22 protein-coding genes and 1 pseudogene are annotated in these 20,722 nt (G+C 70.6%); 12 read left to right on the top strand and 11 right to left on the bottom strand.

Annotation, left to right across the window (positions count from 1 at the left end):
• Positions 1-4 precede the first annotated feature (4 nt).
• A complete protein-coding gene (locus tag ABD346_RS10545) occupies positions 5-1,264 on the bottom strand; it encodes a cutinase family protein (protein WP_344373993.1) in 1,260 nt (419 codons plus the stop codon).
• Positions 1,265-1,517: 253 nt separating this feature from the next.
• Positions 1,518-2,348, bottom strand: a complete 831-nt coding sequence (locus tag ABD346_RS10540; protein WP_344373992.1) for a helix-turn-helix transcriptional regulator — start codon at positions 2,346-2,348, stop codon at positions 1,518-1,520.
• Between the two features lie 101 nt (positions 2,349-2,449).
• Between ABD346_RS10540 and ABD346_RS10535 the strand changes: the two genes are divergently transcribed.
• The 3 genes from ABD346_RS10535 (at position 2,450) to ABD346_RS10525 (ending at position 4,844) form a co-directional block, all read left to right on the top strand.
• On the top strand, positions 2,450-3,157 hold the full coding sequence (locus ABD346_RS10535; RefSeq protein WP_344373991.1) for an SDR family NAD(P)-dependent oxidoreductase: 708 nt from the start codon (positions 2,450-2,452) through the stop codon (positions 3,155-3,157).
• Positions 3,158-3,261: 104 nt separating this feature from the next.
• Positions 3,262-3,852 (top strand): 2Fe-2S iron-sulfur cluster-binding protein, encoded by a 591-nt coding sequence (locus ABD346_RS10530; protein WP_344373990.1) that lies wholly within the window; start codon positions 3,262-3,264, stop codon positions 3,850-3,852.
• Complete coding sequence (locus ABD346_RS10525) at positions 3,849-4,844, top strand: FAD binding domain-containing protein (protein ID WP_344373989.1); 996 nt, start codon at positions 3,849-3,851, stop codon at positions 4,842-4,844. Before ABD346_RS10530 ends, ABD346_RS10525 begins: the two co-directional genes overlap by 4 nt.
• A 64-nt stretch (positions 4,845-4,908) precedes the next feature.
• Here the strand turns inward: ABD346_RS10525 and ABD346_RS10520 are convergent, their stop codons facing one another.
• The 4 genes from ABD346_RS10520 to ABD346_RS10505 all read right to left on the bottom strand — a co-directional run bounded on the left by ABD346_RS10520 (position 4,909) and on the right by ABD346_RS10505 (position 7,226).
• Positions 4,909-5,505: a cysteine hydrolase family protein gene (locus ABD346_RS10520; protein ID WP_344373988.1), complete on the bottom strand. Its 597-nt coding sequence runs from the start codon at positions 5,503-5,505 to the stop codon at positions 4,909-4,911.
• Between the two features lie 109 nt (positions 5,506-5,614).
• Positions 5,615-6,061, bottom strand: a complete 447-nt coding sequence (locus tag ABD346_RS10515) for a hypothetical protein (protein WP_344373987.1) — start codon at positions 6,059-6,061, stop codon at positions 5,615-5,617.
• A gap of 205 nt (positions 6,062-6,266) precedes the next feature.
• Positions 6,267-6,482 (bottom strand): HU family DNA-binding protein, encoded by a 216-nt coding sequence (locus tag ABD346_RS10510; protein ID WP_344373986.1) that lies wholly within the window; start codon positions 6,480-6,482, stop codon positions 6,267-6,269.
• Positions 6,483-6,686: 204 nt separating this feature from the next.
• Entirely contained in the window at positions 6,687-7,226 is a 540-nt protein-coding gene (locus tag ABD346_RS10505; RefSeq protein ID WP_344373984.1) for a DUF6817 domain-containing protein, read from the bottom strand.
• 151 nt (positions 7,227-7,377) lie between these two features.
• Between ABD346_RS10505 and ABD346_RS10500 the strand changes: the two genes are divergently transcribed.
• The gene (locus ABD346_RS10500) at positions 7,378-8,103 is read left to right on the top strand and encodes a dienelactone hydrolase family protein (protein ID WP_344373983.1); all 726 of its coding nucleotides are present in this window, start codon (positions 7,378-7,380) and stop codon (positions 8,101-8,103) included.
• 177 nt (positions 8,104-8,280) lie between these two features.
• Positions 8,281-9,093 carry a class I SAM-dependent methyltransferase gene (locus ABD346_RS10495; RefSeq protein ID WP_344373982.1) on the top strand — a complete coding sequence of 271 codons (813 nt, stop codon included), beginning with the start codon at positions 8,281-8,283 and terminating at the stop codon, positions 9,091-9,093.
• Between the two features lie 45 nt (positions 9,094-9,138).
• On the opposite strand, the pseudogene ABD346_RS10490 reads toward ABD346_RS10495, so the two are convergent.
• Positions 9,139-9,407: pseudogene (locus tag ABD346_RS10490) on the bottom strand (DUF2201 family putative metallopeptidase); the annotation flags it as partial.
• A gap of 99 nt (positions 9,408-9,506) precedes the next feature.
• Here ABD346_RS10490 and ABD346_RS10485 point away from each other — a divergent pair.
• From ABD346_RS10485 to ABD346_RS10460, 6 genes are all read left to right on the top strand, one after another.
• On the top strand, positions 9,507-11,054 hold the full coding sequence (locus ABD346_RS10485) for an MFS transporter (RefSeq protein WP_344373981.1): 1,548 nt from the start codon (positions 9,507-9,509) through the stop codon (positions 11,052-11,054).
• 217 nt (positions 11,055-11,271) lie between these two features.
• The gene (locus ABD346_RS10480; RefSeq protein WP_344373980.1) at positions 11,272-12,639 is read left to right on the top strand and encodes a cytochrome P450; all 1,368 of its coding nucleotides are present in this window, start codon (positions 11,272-11,274) and stop codon (positions 12,637-12,639) included.
• 204 nt (positions 12,640-12,843) lie between these two features.
• Positions 12,844-14,262, top strand: a complete 1,419-nt coding sequence (locus ABD346_RS10475; protein WP_344374460.1) for an FtsW/RodA/SpoVE family cell cycle protein — start codon at positions 12,844-12,846, stop codon at positions 14,260-14,262.
• Positions 14,263-14,353: 91 nt separating this feature from the next.
• On the top strand, positions 14,354-15,004 hold the full coding sequence (locus ABD346_RS10470; protein ID WP_344373979.1) for a hypothetical protein: 651 nt from the start codon (positions 14,354-14,356) through the stop codon (positions 15,002-15,004).
• 292 nt (positions 15,005-15,296) lie between these two features.
• The gene (locus ABD346_RS10465) at positions 15,297-15,686 is read left to right on the top strand and encodes a nuclear transport factor 2 family protein (protein ID WP_344373978.1); all 390 of its coding nucleotides are present in this window, start codon (positions 15,297-15,299) and stop codon (positions 15,684-15,686) included.
• Positions 15,687-15,731: 45 nt separating this feature from the next.
• Positions 15,732-16,163, top strand: coding sequence for a hypothetical protein (locus ABD346_RS10460; RefSeq protein ID WP_344373977.1), 432 nt, complete (start codon positions 15,732-15,734; stop codon positions 16,161-16,163).
• A gap of 54 nt (positions 16,164-16,217) precedes the next feature.
• Here ABD346_RS10460 and ABD346_RS10455 read toward each other — a convergent pair whose 3' ends face one another.
• The 3 genes from ABD346_RS10455 to ABD346_RS10445 form a co-directional block, all read right to left on the bottom strand.
• Positions 16,218-17,207 (bottom strand): alpha/beta hydrolase, encoded by a 990-nt coding sequence (locus ABD346_RS10455; RefSeq protein WP_344373976.1) that lies wholly within the window; start codon positions 17,205-17,207, stop codon positions 16,218-16,220.
• Between the two features lie 197 nt (positions 17,208-17,404).
• Positions 17,405-18,880: a condensation domain-containing protein gene (locus ABD346_RS10450; protein WP_344373975.1), complete on the bottom strand. Its 1,476-nt coding sequence runs from the start codon at positions 18,878-18,880 to the stop codon at positions 17,405-17,407.
• A 345-nt stretch (positions 18,881-19,225) separates the two neighbouring features.
• A complete protein-coding gene (locus ABD346_RS10445; protein ID WP_344373974.1) occupies positions 19,226-19,639 on the bottom strand; it encodes a hypothetical protein in 414 nt (137 codons plus the stop codon).
• A 178-nt stretch (positions 19,640-19,817) separates the two neighbouring features.
• Between ABD346_RS10445 and ABD346_RS10440 the strand changes: the two genes are divergently transcribed.
• On the top strand, positions 19,818-20,315 hold the full coding sequence (locus tag ABD346_RS10440) for an NUDIX hydrolase (protein ID WP_344374459.1): 498 nt from the start codon (positions 19,818-19,820) through the stop codon (positions 20,313-20,315).
• A 71-nt stretch (positions 20,316-20,386) separates the two neighbouring features.
• Here the strand turns inward: ABD346_RS10440 and ABD346_RS10435 are convergent, their stop codons facing one another.
• Positions 20,387-20,674: a hypothetical protein gene (locus tag ABD346_RS10435; RefSeq protein WP_344373973.1), complete on the bottom strand. Its 288-nt coding sequence runs from the start codon at positions 20,672-20,674 to the stop codon at positions 20,387-20,389.
• Positions 20,675-20,722 lie beyond the last annotated feature (48 nt).

Raw genomic sequence — 20,722 nt, 5'->3', positions numbered from 1 at the left:
AAGGTCACGGGCACTCGGGCACCCCCGGCATCCATGCCGGGCCCTTCAGGAAGATGTTGCTGATCCAGCCCTGCTGCTGCGGAAGGTAGGACCAGGCGTCGTTGGTGATCCCGCCGTAGGTCACCGACTCCGCGTGCTTCTGGCACTTCACGTACACGGTGGTCGGCGCCGGGATCACAGTGACGATTCGGGCCGACGTCGACGGCGTGGCACGGACGTTGATGTTGGTGGCCCACACCTGCTCCGGTGTGTCCGGCGGCGGGTGCACCACATTGCGCTGGGCCACGGCCGCGGTGACCGCACGCTGGGCGGTGCGGGCCGCCACGCGATCGGCGTCGGCCTTGTCACCGGGGCTCTGCGCGATCCCGTTGTCCCGGTACATCACGTGCGGGGCGTTGTCGCCGATCGCGCTGTCGGCGAAGTCCTGCAGCCAGCGGTTCTTCCACTCGTCGGAGCCCGGCACCGCCTGCTCGTTGCAGACCAGGTCGTCGGTGCGGCACACGTCGAAATAGCGTCCGTCACCGATGAACCCGGCGAACACCCCGGGAACGTCGAGGCGTTGCATGAGCCCGCCGCGCGAGACGGAGGCGGTGCCGTCCGTGTAGTCGGGGTTCAGGGTGACCATCTGGCCGTCCTGTTCCATGCCGATCTGGGCATTGCTGCGGGAGGCGTCGCCGACGTTGACGATGGCGCCGATCTCGTCGGAGTTGCGCTGGTTGCCCTGGATCGCGCCCTGCGCGATGGCGTTCTTGACGACCTGCGCGCCCTGCGAGTAGCCGAGCAGGATCAGTGTCGGCCGGTTCGGGCAGGAGGCGTAGAAGCCGACCTCCTGGACGAGCCTGTCCCGGCCCTTGCCCATCGAGGTCCAGTAGTCGTCGGGGCCCCAGTTGCCGGGCAGCCAGGAGGGCCAGTCCACGGCGGACGCCGGGTAGTACAGGTTGCGTACGGTGATGTCACCGGCGGGAACATGGGCGTCGGACAGCGCGTTCGTCAGTGCCCGGATGTAGGTGTCGTTGACGCCCACGGTGCCGTACGGGTGGCCGTCGTCGGTGGATTCCGAGGTCCCGTACGCCGAGAGGATCACCCAGGGTCTGTTGCAGTCGGCCGGTGCCTGGGGCGGGTTGGGGCCCGGGTATTCGGCGTGCGCCGCCGTGGCGTTGCCGAGGTTCAGGGCCAGTACGAAGGCGGACAGGACGGCGAGGGTCAGCACCCAGACCTGCCGTCTCGCCCCTCTGCCCTCTCCGGTCACGGGCGCGGTCGTCATCCGGATCCCCCTCCGTCATGCGCGGCCGAGGGTCCCCACTGATCCCCCGTAGCATCGGTGAACTCACAGTGCAACGCCGCCAGTTGAGCCACCGCAAGGCCCTGACCGTGCGATCCGGCCACGGCTCGACCTGTACATACGCGGAGAGTCGTACAGACGCCGCCCCGGCCGCCTGCGCGGATCGCGCCACGGTGATCGCCCTCGCTGCCGGGAACGTCGACGCGAACTCGCCGACGGGCCGCTCGGGCGGCGCCTACCCGACGAGGGTCTGGGTGCCCAGGACCGCGAGGAGTTCGAGGCGTTCGGCGTCCTGGCTGCCCGGTTCGGCCGTGTAGATCATGATGCGCAGGTCGCTCCCGGCGACGAACAGCACATCGCAGTCCAGGGTCACGGGGCCCACCTGCGGGTGGTCGACGGTCTTGCGGGACGCCTCGTGGTGGCCCACGGTCCCGGCGTCCCACAGCTCGGCGAACCGTTCACTGGTGGCGCGCAGGTCGGCGACCAGCTGCCGCAGCCGCTGGTCGGCGGGATAGCGCCGGACCGCCGCGCGCAGGTCGGCGACGACCGCGCTCTCCAGGGCGGTCCGGGACTGTGTGGTGTGCCGGACGCGGCCGTCCGAGCCGGTGAAGGCGCGCCACGCGCCGTTGCGGTCGCGCCCGTGCCGCTCCCCCATCAGCGCCGTGTACAGCGGGTTGGCGAGCAGCAGCGTCCAGGACGCGTCGGAGACCGCGACGGGCGTGCCGCTCAGCCGGTCCAGCATGCGGTGCACGCTCGGCGTGATGTAGGCGGGCACGGTGCCCTGCCCGGGCGGCACGAGTCCGGCGGCGTGGAAGAGGTGCTCGCGTTCGGCGGCGGACAGCCGCAGCGCCCGGCCGAGTGCCTCGACGACCTGCTCCGACGGGTTGGCCGCGCGGCCCTGTTCGAGCCGGGTCACGTAGTCGACGGAGATCCCGGCGAGCATCGCCAGTTCCTCGCGGCGCAGCCCGGCGGCGCGCCGGTGACCGCCCGAGGGCAGCCCCGCCGCCTCGGGCGGGACCCGGTCGCGAAAGTGCCGCACCATCCGTCCGAACTCCGTGCTCGCCATGCCCCCACTGTGCACCGCCGGCCGGGGATCGTCCTGGTACTGGCAGTCCCAGGAAGAGGGGACGCCTGGCCGGCGCCGGGCCCCGCGCGCAGCCTGGAGCCATGACCACCACACTGATCACCGGAGCGAACAAGGGTCTCGGCTTCGAGACCGCCCGGCGGCTCGTCGCCGCGGGACACACCGTCTACATCGGCAGCCGGGACGAGGAGCGCGGCCGGCTCGCCGCCGAACGCCTCGGCGCGCGGACCGTCCGGCTCGACGTCACCGACGAGGCGTCCGTGCAGGCCGCGGCCAGGACCGTCGAGGCCGACGGCGGTCTCGACGTCCTGGTCAACAACGCGGGCATCGAGGTCCGCGGCGCGGGCAACACCGTGGTGGGTGCGGCGGACGTGACAGCCGACCACATGCGGGAGCTCTTCGAGACGAACGTCTTCGGCACGGTCCGCGTCACCCACGCGTTCCTCCCGCTCCTTCGCCGCTCCGCCGCCCCCGTCATCGTCAACGTCAGCAGCGGCCTGGCCTCGCTCACCCGTCTGTCCGACGCGTCGTCACCGGCGTACGGCTATCCGGGCGTCGCCTATCCGGCGTCCAAGAGCGCGGTCAACATGCTCACCGTGCAGTACGCGAAGGCGTTCCCGGCCATGCGGATCAACGCGGTGGAGCCCGGGTTCACCAGGACCGACCTGAACGGCAACACGGGTATCCAGACCGTCGAACAGGGCGCCGACATCATCGTCCGCATGGCCCTGACGGGCCCCGGGGGGCCGACCGGCGGCTACTTCGACGCCCAGGGCCCGCTCCCCTGGTAGACCACCCGTGCGCCGGTCGCCGAGATGCCGGGGGAGGTGAGCTGTACGAGGGTGGGTACGCGGTCAGGCTGCTGGCCGTCTCCGGACCGAGGAGCCCGTGAACCATGGATGCACTGCACGGCAGAAGTGACGGCGGCCAGGTGCCCGGCGCCCAGGCCGCCCGCCCGGGCGCGACCGACTCACGTGTGACGCTGCGGGTCAACGACGCCACGCACACGGTCGAGCTGGAGCACTGCGCCACCCTCCAGGAGGTGCTGCGCGACAGCCTGGGTCTGACCGGCTCGAAGAAGAGGTGTGACGACGGCCGGTGCGGGGCGTGCACGGTGCTGCTCGACGGGCGCCGGGTCGTCAGCTGTCTGCTCCTCGCCGTCGCGCAGGAAGGCCGCGAGGTCGTCACCGTGGAGGGACTCGCGGGCACGCCGGGCGCGCACGACAGCCTCCATCCGCTGCGGCGCCCCTCCGCCGACCGGGATGCGTACCAGTGCGGCTACTGCGCGCCGGACCAGAACGGTTCACCCGGAGAGAAGCAGAAAGGGGCGGCGGGGCAGCCCCTGGTCGTCACCGACATGGAACTGCCGGAGAACGTGCCCGTAGAGCTGACCGCCGCCGAGGTCCAGGAGCAGCTGAGCGGCAATCTGTGCCGCTGCGGTGCCTACCCGAGCACAGCCGCAGCCGGACAGGACGTGATCGCGTGAAGCCGCTCTCCTATGTCTGTGCCCGGAACGTGGCGGAGGCGGCCGCCTTCCACGGAGGGCGTCCGGAGGCCCGCTATCTGGGCGGTGGCACCAACCTCATCGACCTGATGAGGACGGGCGTCGAGCGGCCCGACATCCTAGTCGACATCACCCGGCTGCCCTTCGACCGGATCGAGGAGCGGGCGGACGGTTCGGTACGGGTCGGAGCGACCGCGCGCAACAGCGATCTCGCCACCCATCCGGCCGTCCTGGAGCGGTACCCCGTGCTGTCGCAGGCTTTGCTCAGCGGCGCTTCGGGTCAGCTGCGCAACATGGCGACCACAGCCGGAAATCTCCTCCAGCGCACGCGGTGCGGCTACTTCCAGGACCTGTCGAGGCCCTGCAACAAGAGGGTGCCGGGGAGCGGGTGCGCCGCAGTGGACGGCGTCAACCGCGATCACGCGGTCTTCGGCCACTCACCGCACTGCGTGGCGACCCACCCGTCCGACCTGGCCGTGGCGCTCGCGTCGCTCGACGCGCTGGTCGAACTGGTGGGGCCGGCCGGGGTACGGACCGTGCCGGTGACCGAGTTCTACCGGCTGCCGCACGACCGGCCCGAGCAGGACACCGTGATCCGGCCCGGCGAACTCATCACGGGCGTGTTGCTGCCACCGGTTCCCCCGGGTGCCGCCTCCCGCTACCGCAAGGCACGGGACCGGGCGTCGGACACCTACATGCTGGCCTCGGTCGCGGCCATGGTGCACGTGGAGAACGGCGTGGTGAAGCACATCGCCGTCGCCCTCGGCGGCCTGGCCCACCGCCCGTGGCGCGCCCGTCACACGGAGGCCGCGCTGCTCGGCACCAAGCCGACCACGGTGACCGTCGAGCAGGCGGTGGAGGAGGAGTTGACCACCGCGGTGCCGCTGCGGCACAACGCGTACAAGGTGGAACTCGCCCGGGCGATGGCCCGGGAGGTGCTGGGTTCGATGACCGTCGGCCACCGCAAGACGTGAGTCCCTGCTCTCCGTACGCGCCGACGACCATGACGGCCGCCTCGCGGAAAGCCAGGGGAAGGCGTCAACTGCTGTTCCTCGACGCGGAGTTGGCGGGCCGCTGAGGTGTGATCGCCTTGACCCACTCCTCCACGGTGACCACATCCGCCCACTGCGGGAACAGCTTCCCGGTGAGGAACCGGTGCACCTCGGGGTCGAGGTCGAGGCAGGCGTCGGGCAGCACGGTGAGGTGGAGGTCCACGTCGTTGGCATGGCACACGGTGTGAAGGACCACCCCGCTGGTGGCGATGCCGGCGAGCACGAGGCTGTCGATGCCGCGCACCCTCAGGACCAGGTCGAGGTCGCTGCCCGAGAACGCGCTCCCCCGCCTCTTGGTCACCACGATGTCGCCCTGCTGGGGCGCGATGTCGGGGTGGATCTCCGTGCCCGGCTCGCCGAGGGTGAAGAGTCCGGACCGGACGACGGTGGTGAGCACCTTGTTGCGCGGGCTGACCTCGGGATCGCCCGGCCGCAGTCCCATCACCACGTAGATGACGGGAATGCCGGCCGCGTGCGCACCGTCGATGGCCCTGCGAAGGCGCGGCAGGTATCCGGAACCGTCGTCGGCCAGGTCCACGACGTCACGCTGGACATCCATCACGAGCAGAGCGCTGTTTCCCATGTATGCCGCCTCCCTTTTTCGCACGTTCATCGGCGTCCGGGCCAAGTCACCCAGTACATCACGGGAGTTGGGCCAGGCAGCGGGGGGTCCGGGCGCCCGCCCCCTGCGCTCAGTGCCCGCCGCTGGGCTGGTCGCAGCCGAAGTGATCGGGGTAGCCGCCGAAGGCGTCCGCCTCGGTGGTGCGGCTGTTCATCGTGCCCTCCAGGCACATCGGCGAGGCGTCGACGAGGAAGCCGACCCCGGTGGGACCGTCCTGGTACGACTGCACCTTTGCCGTGGCGTATCCGAGGTGGGTGAGCGCGCTACGGGTGCTCGCGGGGTCGAAGTCGCCCCGCTTGCGCAGCGGTTCGAGTGCGTGCCGGATGCGCGTGACGGCCGCGAGCCCGTCACACCGCTGCCGGCCGTGCAGGGGGACGGGAACCATGAAGCCGTGGTTCTCGGCATAGTGGTCGCCGGGCTGTGCGGCCGGCTTCGAAGGGCCGGCGGGCTTGGACGGCGCAGGGGTGGGGCTCTCGCCGGGACACGGAAGGTCCACCGGCGTGCTCGGCGTCGCCACGGCGCTCGCGCTCCGTGAGGGAGTGCCCGGAGCGGCTGCCTCCCCTGCCCGCTGCGTCCCGCACCCCGCCACCAGCGTGCCGAGCACCGCCATGGGCAGTATCCCGAACCGGACTGCTCTCGCCTCGACCATCGCCGTTCCCCCGATCCTCCCCGCGCCGCGGCGGGGGCCATGCGTCTTCCCCGAGTGAGCCGAACCCCGCCGGTCAGTGACGGTATTGATCCGTCATCGTCGGCGGCGCGTTGTGCACCGCGAACGTACCGAACGAGACCCGGTCACCATGTGCCTGGGTCCGGCTCTGCTGCTCGATGAGGAGGCCCTCCGCGTTCTCGGTACGGGAGTTCCCGCGCCGCAGCAGCGTCACGACGAGGAGTACCGCTGCCCCGGCGAGCAGGGCGAGGAATACGTAAGCAGTGACCACAGGTGTTCGTCCCTCCGTCGGCCACGGCAGTGGAGTGCTGGTGCCTGGCCGTAGCGGTCGCATGGTGAGTCCGGCCCGCATGACTCCGTGTCGTGCCGGCTTCGCCGGATCCTACGCGCGCACCCCGGCCCTCCACCATCGATCGGCACCGCACCCCAGGCCCGCCGGCCGGCGGAACAGCAGGTTCTCGGCCAACCAGGCTCATCAGCCGTCGGTCGCACCCACCACATCGCGGCAGTACGCCCACGCCGGCTCCGAGAGCAGCGGGCGCCAGGGGGTGAACAGGGCGCGCAGGTCCTGGCCCTGGCCGAGGTGGAACCCCGGGCTGACCACGGCGATGTCCAACTCGTTGGCGACGGTGAGTTCGGCGAAGTCGCGACGTGCGTCGAGATCCGGACACATGGGTACGCCGGTGTACCGGTCGACGAACACACCGTTGTCGTCGGCCAGTGCCGGATAGGACGCCTTGCGATCGCAGGAGGCATAGAAGTACACGAGCGCCTCGGCCTCCGCGCCGATCGCCTCAGTCAGCTCGGCCCGCCGGCCGCGGTCGAGGAGCGCCACCCGGAACCCATCGGTCCCGTAGAACGCATGACACAGCCCGGCCGACACCAGGGCCGGGCGTGCGCCCCACGAGGCCAGAAGCTCACTGGTCCGCCGCAGGTGCGCCAGCAAGGTGCCACCCGGGTGTTCGATCTCCTCGGCCCCGGCCGCCGCCAGCATCTCCAACGCCTTGGCAGTCACCTCGATACACCTGCCCGCGTTTCCCTGCGAGGAATCCCCCGAAACGGCCGCATCGAGGCGGCTTTTCAGACTTTCACCGGCACACCCGCGCTGTTCCGCCGGCGGTGAACACCGGCCCGACCGCCCTCGGCGATCATTACCGTCCAGCCCTATGACGACTATCACCACGCGCACGGTCGAGTACCCGGCCGACGGTCTGACGATGACCGGGCACCTCGCGCTCCCGGCCGGTGTCGGCCGCCGGCCCGCGGTGCTGGTCGGGCCCGAGGGGCCGGGGCTCAGCGATGTCGAGCGCCGCCGGGCCGATGCGCTCGCCGAGCTGGGATACGTGGCGCTGGCCTTCGACGTCCACGGCGGGCGCTATCTGGACGACATCGAGGAGATGCTGGCCCGCTGCATGCCGCTGCTCGCCGACCCCGACCGGATGCGCGGCATCGGCCACGCGGCACTCGACGTGCTGTGCACCGAACCGCGGACCGACCCCGGCCGGATCGCCGCCATCGGCTACGGCACCGGGGGCGCGATCGCGCTGGAACTGGGGCGCGACGGCGTCGACCTGCGCGCGATCGGGACGGTCAACGCGCTGACCACGGGCCGGGCGGGCGAGGCGGCGCGCATCCGCTGCCCGGTGTGGGCCGGGGTCGGGTCCGAAGACCCGATCATGCCGCCCGCGCAACGGGACGCGTTCACCGCCGAGATGCAGGCCGCGGGCGTCGACTGGCGCCTCGTGGTCTACGGCGGCGCCTTGCACGCCTTCCACCATCCGCCGGTCGACCAGGCCGTGCGCCCCGGGGTCGGCCACCACCCGGAGCACGCACGGCGGGCCTGGCGCGACGTCGTCGGCCTGCTCGCCGAGTGCCTGCCCGTGACCCAGTGATCCGGCCGGCAGCCGCGACGCAACTGCCGGGTGTTACACGACGGGTGGCGGCAGGTGTACGAGAACCCGGCCACCGCACACCCATAGGTGACTCGCCCCGGCATACGGCCCCCTCCCGTGCGTAGGGTGCCGGAATGCGCCTGATGGGGGTGCGGCTTCGGAGAGAGGGCACAACCGGTGGAGTCGACGGCTTTCGATGCGAGCGAGCGGCGGATCTGGGCGGGGCGGGCCAAGGCGTACGCGGGCAGCTTCGGCAAGCTGTGTGCCCACCCGGTCCCCCAGCTGCTCGACGCGGCTCGGGTGAGGGACGGGGTGCGGGTCCTTGATGTGGGGACAGGGACGGGCACGGTCGCCGCGGCCGCCTGCGCGCGGGGCGCGCGGGTGACGGGGGTCGACGCCGAGATCAGCATGGTGGAGCTGGCGGCACGGGCCGCGCCATCGGCCGACATGCACCTGGCCGTACTGCCTCAACTCCCTTTCTCCGACGGTCTGTTCGACGCCGTGACGGGCAACTTCGTCCTCAACCACGTGGGTCGGCCGAGGGCCGCACTGGCCGAACTCCGTCGTGTGGTGCGCCCGGGCGGGCGGATCGCGGTGACCATCTGGTCCGTACCCGCCGCGGCCGGGCAGGCCCTGCTCGGCCGGGCCGTCGAGGCCGCGGGCGCGGTCCGGCCGTCCCACATCCCGGCGCTCGCCACCGAGGACGACTTTCCCCGTACCGAGGCCGGACTGGCCGGACTCCTCACATCGGCAGGCCTGAAGGATGTGGTGTGTGAGTCGGTCCGGTGGGACCACCACACGGAAGCCGAGGAATGGTGGGGTGGGGCCGCCGATGGTGTGGGTGCCATCGGGCAGACCGTGGTGAGCCAGCCGGACCACACCCTCGGTGGGATAAAGCGCCACTTCGACCTCCTCAGCGCCGAATTCGCCGGGCCCCCGGGGCGCCTGGTCCTGCCGCACACCGCCCTCCTCGCCCACGCCCGCCGCTGACGAGAACCGGACGAGCCCCACGGGTCGCCGACCGGAGGAAACCGACCCGAACTCGACCACCCGCGCGGGAGGTGTGTCCGGTTCGTGGCCGAGATCGTGCTCGTCCCACGCGCGGCCGCCACGGTGGCGCGGGAACAGGCCCACCACCGTCCGGCACGGTGGGCGGGTGGCCGGCCAGGGGGTCCGGCCGTCGGTCGGGATCACGCCGGCGTCGGGCGGGGCTGCGCCCGCACTGCCCTGGCGAACCCCTCCCGCAGATCCGTACCGCCGCCGCCCATCAGCGGAATCCCTTCGCCGCGGCACAGGTCGGCCACGCGATGCCCTTGATCGACTGGTCACGCCCCATACCGAGGCATAAGGTCGATGAGTGGGCGCCAGCGTCCACGGCCCCTCGCACGAGGGCAAGGTCCGCCATGACGAGTTCGCAGCCGATACCCACGACCGAGACCGCAGCCCCGGGCAAGCGAGGCGGCGGCAAGGGGATCGCGCTCCTGGTCATCGCCTCGTGCCAGTTGATGGTGGTGCTCGACGTCACCATTGTGAACATCGCGCTTCCGCACATCCAGAGCGCGTTGCACTTCTCGACCACGGGCCTGGCCTGGGTGGTCAGCGCCTACACCCTCACCTTCGGCGGGCTGCTCCTGCTCGGCGGGCGCACCGGTGACATCGTCGGCAGGCGCAGGGTCTTCATGTGCGGCGTGCTGCTCTTCGCTATCGCCTCCCTGCTCGGCGGGCTGTCGCAGAACTCCGGCCAGCTGCTCGCCGCGCGGGCGGTCCAGGGGGTCGGCGGCGCCATCGCCTCGCCGACCGCGCTCGCGCTGATCACCACCACGTTCACCGAAGGCCTCGAACGCAACAGGGCGTTCGGTGTCTTCGCGGCGGTCTCCGCGGGCGGCGGCGCGATCGGTCTGCTCGCGGGCGGCGTACTCGTCGAATGGCTCAACTGGCGCTGGGTCCTGTTCGTCAACGTACCGATCGCCGTGCTGATCCTGCTGGCCACCCCTCGGCACATCAAGGAGTCCGAACGCCATTCGGGCCACTTCGACCTGGCCGGAGCGCTGACCTCCACGCTCGGCATGGTCGCGCTGGTCTACGGGTTCATCCGGGCTGCCCAGGAAGGCTGGCGCGACCCGTTCACGCTGGGGTCGTTCGGCGCCGCAGTGGTGCTCCTGTTCACCTTCGTCATGGTGGAGCGGCGCTCGCAGCAGCCGATCACCCCGCTGCACATGTTCGCCGACCGCAACCGCGCGGGCACGTACGGCATCATGCTGAGCCTGGCCGCCGCGATCTTCGGCATGTTCTTCTTCCTCACCCTGTTCGTGCAGGACGTCCTCGGCTTCACCCCGCTCCGGGCCGGTCTCGCCTTCCTTCCGGTCAGCGCGATCATCGCCGTGGGCGCGGGCCTGGCGTCCCAACTGCTGCCGAAATACGGGCCCAAGCCCTTCATGGTGACGGGCGCGATCCTGGCCGCGGCCGGGTTGTCCTGGCTCACGCAGACGGACATCCACTCCACCTATCCGGGCAGCATCCTGGGCCCGATCCTCGTCTTCGGCCTGGGCATGGGCCTCAACTTCGTCTCTCTGACGCTCATGGCCGTCTCCGGTGTCCCGCCGCACGAGGCGGGCGCCGCCTCCGGCATGCTCAACGCCACACAGCAGGTGGGCGGTTCCCTGGGCCTGTCCATCCTGGTCACGGTGTTCGGCACGGCCAGCCGGAACGAGGCGACCGACCAGGTTCCGAAATTCCTGAGCCAGGCCGATCCGGCGCAGCGCCTGATGTTCCGGCGCACCGGCCAGCTGCCGCGCCCGTGGAGCGACCAGGTGCTCACGTCCGGGGTGTCCACGGCCTTCGTCGTGGCCGCGATCTTCGCGGTGGTGGCCGCGCTGATCGCCCTCCTGTGCATTCAGGTACGCCCCTCGGACCTCGAACGCCTGCAGGGTGCAAGGCCGGCCGGCCCCTGAACTGCCCTCCGCCCACCCCCAACTCGTCTGAAGGCACCGGCACTTCACAACACGAAGCACACGTGGCACAGCGGCACGACAGGGCGCCGGGGAGCGGACCGGCGCTCCCTCCGTGCTGCTTCGCGCCGGGTTCCGCGCCGCGCGGGTGGGGAGGATATTCGGGATCCGGGGACGATCCGAGTCCCGGTCGGCGGATTCCTTCCGGAGGTGCCCCACCGTGAGCACGACGACTCCCTCGCGTACGGGAAAGGCCCCAGGCGGCTGGCCGCTGCTGGGCCACGCATGGCAACTCCATTCACGTCCGCTGGAGTTCCTGTCCTCGCTCCCCGCACACGGGGACCTCGTACGCATCGGGATGGGCCCCTGGCCGGCGTACGTCGTGTGTGAACCGGACGCGGCCCATCGCATGCTCACCGACTCCCGCACGTTCGACAAGGGCGGCCCGTTCTTCGACAAGGCGCGCGTGCTCTTCGGCAGCAGTCTGCCCATGGCGGGCTGGCAGGAGCACCGATGGCAGCGCCGTCAGATGCAGCCCGCCTTCCAGAGCGACCGGATCGAGAAGTACGCCGTGGTCATGGGCGAGGAGGTCGACCGCATGACCTCGCGCTGGCAACCCGGCCGGCGCCTGGACGTCACCGACGCGCTGACCACCCTGACCCTGCGCATCGTCACCCGCAGTGTGCTCGGCGCCGAAGCCCAGGACGAGGCCGTCGCCGAGGTACAGGAGAGCCTGCACACCGTGATCGACGGCATCTACCAGCGGGTGATGCTGCCGCTCGGCCCGCTCTACCGGCTGCCCACCCCCGCCAACCGCCGCTACCGCCGCGCCTGCGAGCGACTGCACCGCGCCATCGACGGCATCATCGCCGAGCGCCGGGCGTCCCCGGGCGGCGACGATCTGGTCTCCATGCTGCTGGCCGCGCGCAACGACGACACCGGCGAGCCGATGACCGACGTGGACATCCGCGATCAGCTCATGGTCATGATCGGCGCCGGGTTCGAAACCACCGCCAACAGCCTGGCGTTCGCCCTGTGGCTGCTCAGCCAGCACCCGGAGGCCGAGGCGCAGGTGCACGGCGAGGTCGACCGGACCCTGGCCGGCCGTACGGCCACCACGAAGGATCTCGACGGCCTGACCTACACCCGGCGCGTCATCGACGAGGTGCTGCGCATGTATCCGGCGGGCTGGTTCTTCACCCGCGTCACCACCAGGGACACCACCCTCGCCGGTCGCCACCTGCCGAAGGGGACGGCACTCCTCTACAGCGCCTATCTGCTCCAGCACCGCCCGGAGCTGTTCCCCGACCCCGACCGGTTCGACCCCGACCGCTGGATCAGCCAGAACACCGACAGCCTGCCCCGGGGCACCTTCGTCTCGTTCGGCGGCGGGAACCGCAAGTGCATCGGCGACCAGTTCGCCCTCATCGAGATGACCCTGGCCCTGGCCACGGTCTGCACCCGCTGGAGCCTGCACCCCGACCCCGGCAGCACCATGACCGTCCAGGTCCGAGGCACCCTCGGCCCAGGCAGGCTGATCATGACCTGCCGGCCCCGGAGCAAACCCGAGGAAGGCCGACCCCGCTGACGTACCGGCGGGCCCGGCCGCGAACCGGAATCGGAACCGCCTCGCGCCTCGCGCCGTCCTCCAGCGCGTGATCGTCGCGAGCGGCGGCGGCGCGAGGATCCCGGGCCTGCGGCTCTCCGGGTGGAGGTGGTGCGTGTGCGGGGACTGACCAACGCGGCCCGGTCACGGTCCGGCGCGTCCGAGGAGGACGCTTTCGGGCACACGATGTCGTTCGCGGCGCTGGCCCAGGCGCCGAACCGGCGGCGTACCGAAGCATGGCTACTGGCCTTCGTCGTCGTGATCACGCTCGGCGGCTACGCCTGCACCGGTCTGTCGATGCAGGGACGGCTGCCCGCGGGATTCACCGGGTTCGCCGTCGCCGTCCTCCTGCTCGCCCTGGTCCCGCACCTGGCCGTACGGCGCTGGGCGGCGCGGGCCGATCCGCTGCTCCTGCCGCTCGCCCTGCTGCTCACGGGCCTCGGCCTGGTCCTGCTGCACCGCCTGGACATCACGTATGTGGCCGAGCCCCGTCTGAAGATCGCCCCGGCGGGCAGTGGACAGCTGGTGTGGACGGTCATCGGCGTGGCGGTGTGTGTCGGCCTGCTGATCGTTCTGCGCGATCACCGCCGGCTTCAGCGCTACCTCTACCTGATGATGGCCGTCGCCCTGGTGCTTCTGATGGCTCCCGCGTTCTCCAGCGCCGACCAGTTCGGCGCCAAGCGCTGGATCATGATGGGGCCGCTGTCCGTGCAGCCCGGCGAGTTCGTGAAGATCATGATCGCGGTGTTCTTCGCGGGCTACCTCACCGTCAACCGCGACGCGCTGGCCCTGTCCGGCCGCCGTCTCCTCGGCATGCGGCTGCCGCCCGGCCGCCAGCTCGGCCCGATCGTGGCGATCTGGGTGCTCAGCCTCCTGGTGCTGATCTTCGAGCGCGACCTCGGCACGTCCCTGATCTTCTTCGGCCTCTTCGTGATCATGCTGTACATGGCTACCGAGCGGACCAGTTGGGTGGTGTGCGGTCTGCTGATGGCGGTGGTCGGCGCGGCAGTGGTCGGTTCTCTGGAGCCACACGTGCACGGCCGGGTCGAAGCCTGGCTGAACCCGATGGAGGCCTTCACTCCGGAGGGCATCAAGGCAGGCCTCTCCAACCAGTTGGGGCAGGCCCTGTTCAGCTTCGGCAGCGGCGGCATCACCGGGACGGGCCTGGGCCAGGGGCATCCGGAGCTCGTCGGCTTCGCCGGGAACAGCGACTTCATCCTCACCACCGTCGGCGAGGAGCTGGGCCTGGCCGGGGTGATGGCGGTCCTGCTCCTGTACGGGCTGCTCGCCCAGCGCGGCCTCCACATCGGGCTGCTCGCCCGCGACCCGTTCGGCAAACTGCTCGCCACCGGCATGGCCGGCGCCCTGGTGCTCCAGGTGTTCGTGGTGACGGGTGGTGTCATGGGGCTGATCCCCCTCACCGGAAAGGCGCTGCCGTTCCTCGCGAAGGGCGGCTCCTCGATGGTGGCCAACTGGCTGATGGTGGCCCTGCTGATCCGCATCAGCGACAGCGCGCAGCGCCGTCACGAACCGGCTTCCGGCGCCAACGCCGCGTCCGGGCGTGCGCATTCCGGTGCGCGCGGAGCGGTGGCGGGGGTGGGGTGAGCTGCCGGGCGAACGGCCGGAACCATGAGGTGTCCATGCCGCGTCCACGTCTGTGGTCACGTCATCCACCAGTCCCAGGAGGGGAAACACCATGGTCGACCCGGGCAACACGCTCCCGCCCAACCAGCGCCGCAGGAATGGGGGATGCCTCCCCGCCCTGGTGGTTCTCGTGGTGATCCTGGGCCTCGGGTTCGGCGCGTCCAAGCTCTTCGGGGACGACCACAAGAAGTCCTCGTCGTCCTCGTCCGGCTCCCACGACAGCGGTGAGTGGAAGGTGGGTGATTGCGGCGGCCCCGACCCCGATGACAAGCCGAACGGCTACAAGGCGTTCGGCTGCGGCGATTCGGGCGCGACCTTCAAGGCTCTCGACATCCAGCCTGCCAGTTTCATGCCGGACTCCATCCAGTGCCCGGCCGGTACGGATCTGATCATCCAGGTGAGCGTCAGCTACGGCTCTTCCAAGAGCAAGGGCGGCGGCATCCCCTCCAAGACGGTGTGCGGGCGCAACATCTCCGCCGACCACCCCGGGGACGCGGGCGCCGGCGGCGGCCAGTTGGTCAAGGGTGACTGCGTCACGTCCACGGCGAAGGAAGTCCCCTGCGCCTCGGGGGGTTCGGACACGTACAAGGTGCTCGACCTCACGAAGGAGACCGCACAGTGCCCGACGGGCACCACCGAGCCGATGCGGTTGACCATGGCGATCGGCCGCCCCTACGACGTCATCTGCACCGCGAAGCAGTAGCCGTCCGGTGACTGCGTTCTGAGGTACCGGGACCGCCCGAGCGGGCGAGGCAGCCGTCTCAGCCCGCTCCTCTGCGCGGTGATCGCCCTGCCCTGGCCGTCCTCGTCCTCTGCCCCTGCCCCTGCCCCTGCCCCTGCCCCTGCCTGCGGTGAGGCATCCCCGTAGCGAGTCCACCAGCCCTCCGGGCGCATGGCCGCAGGTCGGACGCTCTATCGTCGAGGCGAAACAATGCCCGCGGCTGCCGGACGATCACCAGGGTCCGGCAGCCCAATAGCCAGGAGTGTGCGACGAGATGGCGAGCAACAGAGCAGACGTGACGGTGGCCGAACGATTCCTCGGCGCCTTCGGCGCGCACGACTGGGAAGCCATGCGCACGGTCCTGGCCCCCGACCTGGCCTGGAGCATGCCCGGCACGGGCACCATCTCCGGCACGATCCACGGCGTCGACGCGGCCGTCAACCGGCTCCAGGAGATCGTCGGCCGGGGCCTCGACACCGAGCTGCTCCACATCCTGACCGGTGAGAACGGCGTCACCCTGTCCCTGCACAACACGGGAGAGACGCCCGACGGCCGCAAGCTCGACGAGTACCTGGCGACCGTACTCACCATCCGCGACGGCAGGGTCGCCGCGATCGACAGCTACCTGTCCGACGTGGACGGCATGAGCGCCTTCTTCAACTAGACGGTACGCACCCATCGACTTGGCGCGGACGTCCTCGGGGGAATCATGAACGTCAGCACTGAACAGCCGGGCCTCATAAGGAGATTGAACGCCGGCCACGTGGTGGCGATCGGGTGGGTGCTGTGTGCCGCCGCTCTCGCCGAACGTGTTCCGAGGTTCGCCTCCGGACACCGGTACCTCCTGTGTCATTCCTCATCCGCCCTCGACCATCTGACGCTCACGGCCCTGGGGCTGGTGACGGCAGCGGGGGTGGCCGCTCTGGTCGGCGCGATCATGATGCAGTCGAAGGAGTCCCACCGGCCTGTGCTTCCCGTGGTGTGGCTCGTCGTCGTGGTCGCCCTCCTCGTCGCCGCGGACGGGGTCGACGCCCATGGGGAGGCGCTGGCCACACAGTTGTCCGCCACACCGTTCACGGAAGGTGCGTGCGACTACGCGCCGCAGGACTACGTCGCCACACCGGGCTGGTTCTTCTGGTAGGCCGCCACCACAGGGGCTTGGGCCACACCATCGGAGTCCGTCCACGGGTCGGCGTCAGGCGCCCAGCGCGGCCAGCAGCATCGGCAGGGATCGGTGCAACTCCCTCTGCCAGTACGGCCATTCATGGATGCCGGGTCCGTAGAAGTCGGTGACGGCCGGGCTGCCGAGGGCGCGCAGCCGGTCGGCGAGGGCCAGGTTCTGCTGCTCGAAGTAGGCCTCGTTCGGGTCCTTGGTCCCCGGCGGATCGTACGGTCCGCCGGGCTCGCCGTTCCCGCACGACAGGAAGATGGGCAGCCCGCGCAGTGAGCTCGCCCGGAGCGTGGGGTCGTGCTCGGCCCACACTGCCCGCTGGCGTACCGGATCGCCCCAGATCGCGTACGGGTCGACGCCCACCTGCCGGTCGAGGTTCAGGAACCAGTCGGGGCCGAACCCGCCGGGCACCTGGAGCAGCGGGTGCACGGTACCGCTGTACGACGCGACGGCGCGGAAGAACCCCGGGCGGCGGGCGGCGTACGACAGCGCACCCAAGCCCCCCATCGACAGGCCCGCGGCGACACGCCGGCTGCCCGCGCCGTAGCCGCGTTCGAGGATCTGCCTGACCTCGGTGAGGTGGAAGGTCTCCCAGCGGGGCGCACCGCCCTTGCCGTAGTTCCACCAGTTGCTGTACCAGCCCGCGGCGCCGGCCTCCGGCATCACGACCAACACCCGCTGAAGTTCCGGGAGTTGGGCCACATCGGTGTACTTCGTCCAGTCGGTGTAGCCCCCGCAGCAGCCGTGCAGCAGCCACAGCGCGGGCCAGCCGTGTCTCCCGGGCGACCAGTCGTCCGGGGTGAGCAGCCGTACGTGGGCGGTCGTGCCCAGGGCCGGGGAGTCGATGGTGAGATCCAGCAGGCGGGGCCCGACGCGCTGCTCGGCGACGACCCGCGCTCCGTCGTCGGCACGTACCGACCGTTCCTGCGCGGTGCCCGTGCCCACCGTGAAGGCGCTGGCCAGCAGGGCGAGCAGAACCGTGACGACAACTGTGATGACCGGTACGCGACGCATCCCGACCCCTTTGTGTGAGCCCCAGGCTCCCGTGGAAGCACCGAGCCGTCCGGCGACCGACGGCTCCAACGGTTTACCAGCCGCACCCCACCCGGCGCGAGAGGCGCTCCCGGCCCACATATGGGTTCACCACGTGTGGGCCGAACCCGTGGAGCGCCCTGCCGCAGGTGGATGCGCCGACGAAGCTCTCTCGGGACTCAGAGCGACAGGCGGGTTGCGTCGCTGCTCAGCCTGGGCGCCGGAAGCGCGTGCTCGCCTCGCGGCCTCGGGGGCGCGGGCCGCGTCGGAGCGTTGCGGGCGACCGAAGTGATGAGTTCCCGGAGTTGTTCCACATAGCGATGGATGTTCTTGTGTGCGATCGCCGTGTCCGGATAGCGGATGGCCAGTTGAAGCCCGCCGTGCAGGCGGGTGAACCACGCGCACACCTGGTCGCCGTAGGACACCCGGAGCATGGCGTACGCCTTCTGCTCGTCCCATTGGCGGGCCCCCGGGATGTCCCTGGCGTCGACGAACGACACGATCGAGTAGAGGTCGGGGGACGTGGGGCGGAAGTCCGAGCCGAGGAGCCGGAGCACGCGGGCGATCGGCAGGTGGGCCAGGGACTTGTTGGCCCGCAGCGCGGCATGGACCATCGTCAGCGCGTCGTCGAAGCCCAGCGCCTGCGCGACCGGAATCTCGATCGGCGCACCGCCGACGTACCACCCCACGGAGTCCGCCCACCGCGACTTCGCCCGGGTGTGGAGCGGCACCACCGTGCGGTAGACGGGTTCGCCGCCGATGTCGTGGACGATGAGGCCGGTGGCCGCCAGAATGCCGACCTGGCCGCCGCCGAACGGCCGGCAGTACGCCGAGAAGGCGGCGGCGTCCGCGTCGTCCACGAGCATCTCGTACAGGAGCTTCTGCTCGGGCAGCCTGCCGCCGGGTTCGAGGCCGAGGTCCACCGGGAAGGCGGGCAGCCTGCCGTCGCAGCGGCCGATGAACTCGCGCCAGCGCGCGATGATCGCGTGAGTGTCGTCGACCTGGTCCGCGCTGGCCCGCTCGATCTCGCAGAAGTCGACATAGCTGCCGGCCGGGGCCGCCTCCTGGCCGCGTCCTTCGGCCCGCGCCGCGTAGAGCTCGTGGACCTCGGAGGGAATGCGCTGGATCGAGTACGCGTCGACGTTGCTGTGGTCGAAAGCCAGGTAAACGCTGGTCGACTCGTCCCTGACCACCGCCGTGTACAGGAAGTTCGGCCAGCCCAGCGCGTCCGCCGCCACATCGAAGCGGTCCTGGAGGTGGTGGCTCAGCTCCTCCCCGTCGCCGAAGTCACCCACGACCTCCCGCCGGAGTGCCACGACGTCGGGCGCCGCGGTGAACCGGCGCATCTCGTCGCCGACCCAGCGGAAGCCGCTGCGCAGCGTCTCGTGCCGGAGCGTCCAGGTCCGCAGTGCCTCTTCGAGGACGTCGAGATCGACGGGCCCCGGGATGTCGAACGCGGCCCCCAGCCAGGTCGGCACGAACAGGCCGTCCCGGCGCACCGACCGGGCCGTGCGGATATGTGATTCCTGCACATAGGCGGGAGGCCGGGCGTCATCGGGCTGGCTGGTCGCCGCCTCGACCATGCCGGGGTCCAGACTCCACTCGACCAGCCGTCCGGGACGGACTTCGCAGCCGTGAATGTCGGTAATTCGCACGCAGTCTTCCATTCACACGCTGTCGGGGAACACGGGCGGGCAGCAGGCCGAAGGAGCCGGAGGCCCCTCCCGCGCCCACGTGGCCAACTCCCTTATCGGGCACGGAGGATCGACGAAATCGAGTGGCTTCCCCTTGCGTAGGCCCGCCCCCACACCCGGGACCACGTTGCGTACGTCCGCCCCAACACCCGGGGCCAGGGCGCCCGTTCGCGGCGCTCCCGGACGGAGAGCGGGAGCCGCGCACCGCAGCTCAGCAAATACGGTCATGCGGTGACCAACGGGCGACGAGCGCCCCCGGGCACGCAGAACCACCCCATCGAGTCGCATGCGCCGACCTGCGCGCCATCACGCCCCGGACGACGACTCGGCCTGCCGCATGGTGCCCTTGACCAGGGAGGCGATGCCCTTCAGCAGCTCCCCCGCCTCCTCCTTGGCATCGGCGACGTCCTTCGCGGCTTCGTTCTTCGTGTCCGCCGTGTCCCTCTTCGCGTCGGCTGCGTCCTTCTTCGCGTCCACCGCGTCCTTGTTCGCGTCCTTCTTCGCGTCCGCGACGAGCTGATCGAGCTCCTTCTTCATCTCCGCCAGCTCGGTCTTGATGTCGTCCTTGGGATCGTCAGCGGGGCGGCGGTCCACCGTTTCGCGCGCCGCACCCGATGTGGACCCAACAGGCGTGTCGGCGGCGGCGAAAGCAGGGGCTGCGGAACTGACGGCGAGAGCGCCGCACAGGGCGATCGCGGCGATGGTGGCACAACGGCGCATGACACGCTCCTCAACAGGTCGACGGCACAGATGCCTCCCCCTCTCTCGATGCACTGATCCACTCTTCGACACCCTCGCCCGGAGAGCCAGCCCGGCCTGGCCGAAAGAGTGAGCACCACCGGCCCCCACATGTGGGGGCGCCCCATGTGGCTGGGAGCCGATCATGGAGGATCTACCCATGGGTGAACGGGTGGAGCGTGTGGACGAGCAGGACCGCGTCATCGGCGTGGTCGAGCGGGGCGAGGCGGTACGGCAGGGATGGCTGTACCGGATGGCCATGGTGCTGTGCCGCGATGCGAGCGGCCGCTATCTGGTGCACCGGCGCCCCGAGAACAGCTCGCGGTTCCCGGGCGAGTACAGCTGGCTGGTGGCCGGCGCCGTGGGTGTGGGCGAGCCCTACGAGGACGCGGCGCGCCGCGAGCTCCGGGAGGAGCTGGGCGTCGAGGCCGTGGTGCGCCCCCTGTTCAAGTTCCTGTGCGACGGCGAACTCAGCCCCTACTGGTTCTCGGTGTACGAGACCGTCGTGGAAGAGGAGGACGTCGCACCGGACGCATCGGAAGTCTCCTGGCACGGCTGGCTGACCGGCGACGAATTGAGGACGGCCATGGCGAACTGGACGTTCGTCTCGGACAGCCGGGACGCCTACGACCGCTATCTGGCCATGGGCATGGGCTAGCCATGGGTTTGGGCCGGGAGCCGGGCCGTCCTCTTTACGTCGTTCCGCCGGCCCATCAGACAGACAGGCAGTCAGGAGCGGTTGACCCGGCCTGCCACCGCGTGGCCGATCAGCAGATAGACCGCGGCGGGCAGACCGTAGTTGACCACCGTGCGCCACGTGTCGGACTTGATGTTGAACATGTCGCGCGACCAGCCCGAGAGCCAGTCGGCCGCGTTCCTGACCCACGAGACGACGTCGTTCGCCGTATTGGCGTTGACCAGGAAGAAGGCGATCCAGAGGATCAGTATCAGTGCCGTGATGTCCGCGATGACGAGGATGCCGGTCGCCGCGGGATTGCCGCCATAGCGCCTGGGCATGTCCAACTCCTTGTCTCTACAGGTGGGTTGACCGGATGGCCCGTCTGG

The organism is Streptomyces mauvecolor (assembly GCF_039532965.1).
Taxonomy (GTDB): domain Bacteria; phylum Actinomycetota; class Actinomycetes; order Streptomycetales; family Streptomycetaceae; genus Streptomyces; species Streptomyces violascens.
The sequence above is the reverse complement of the archived record's forward strand: the minus strand, read 5'-3'. Positions and strand labels throughout refer to the sequence as shown.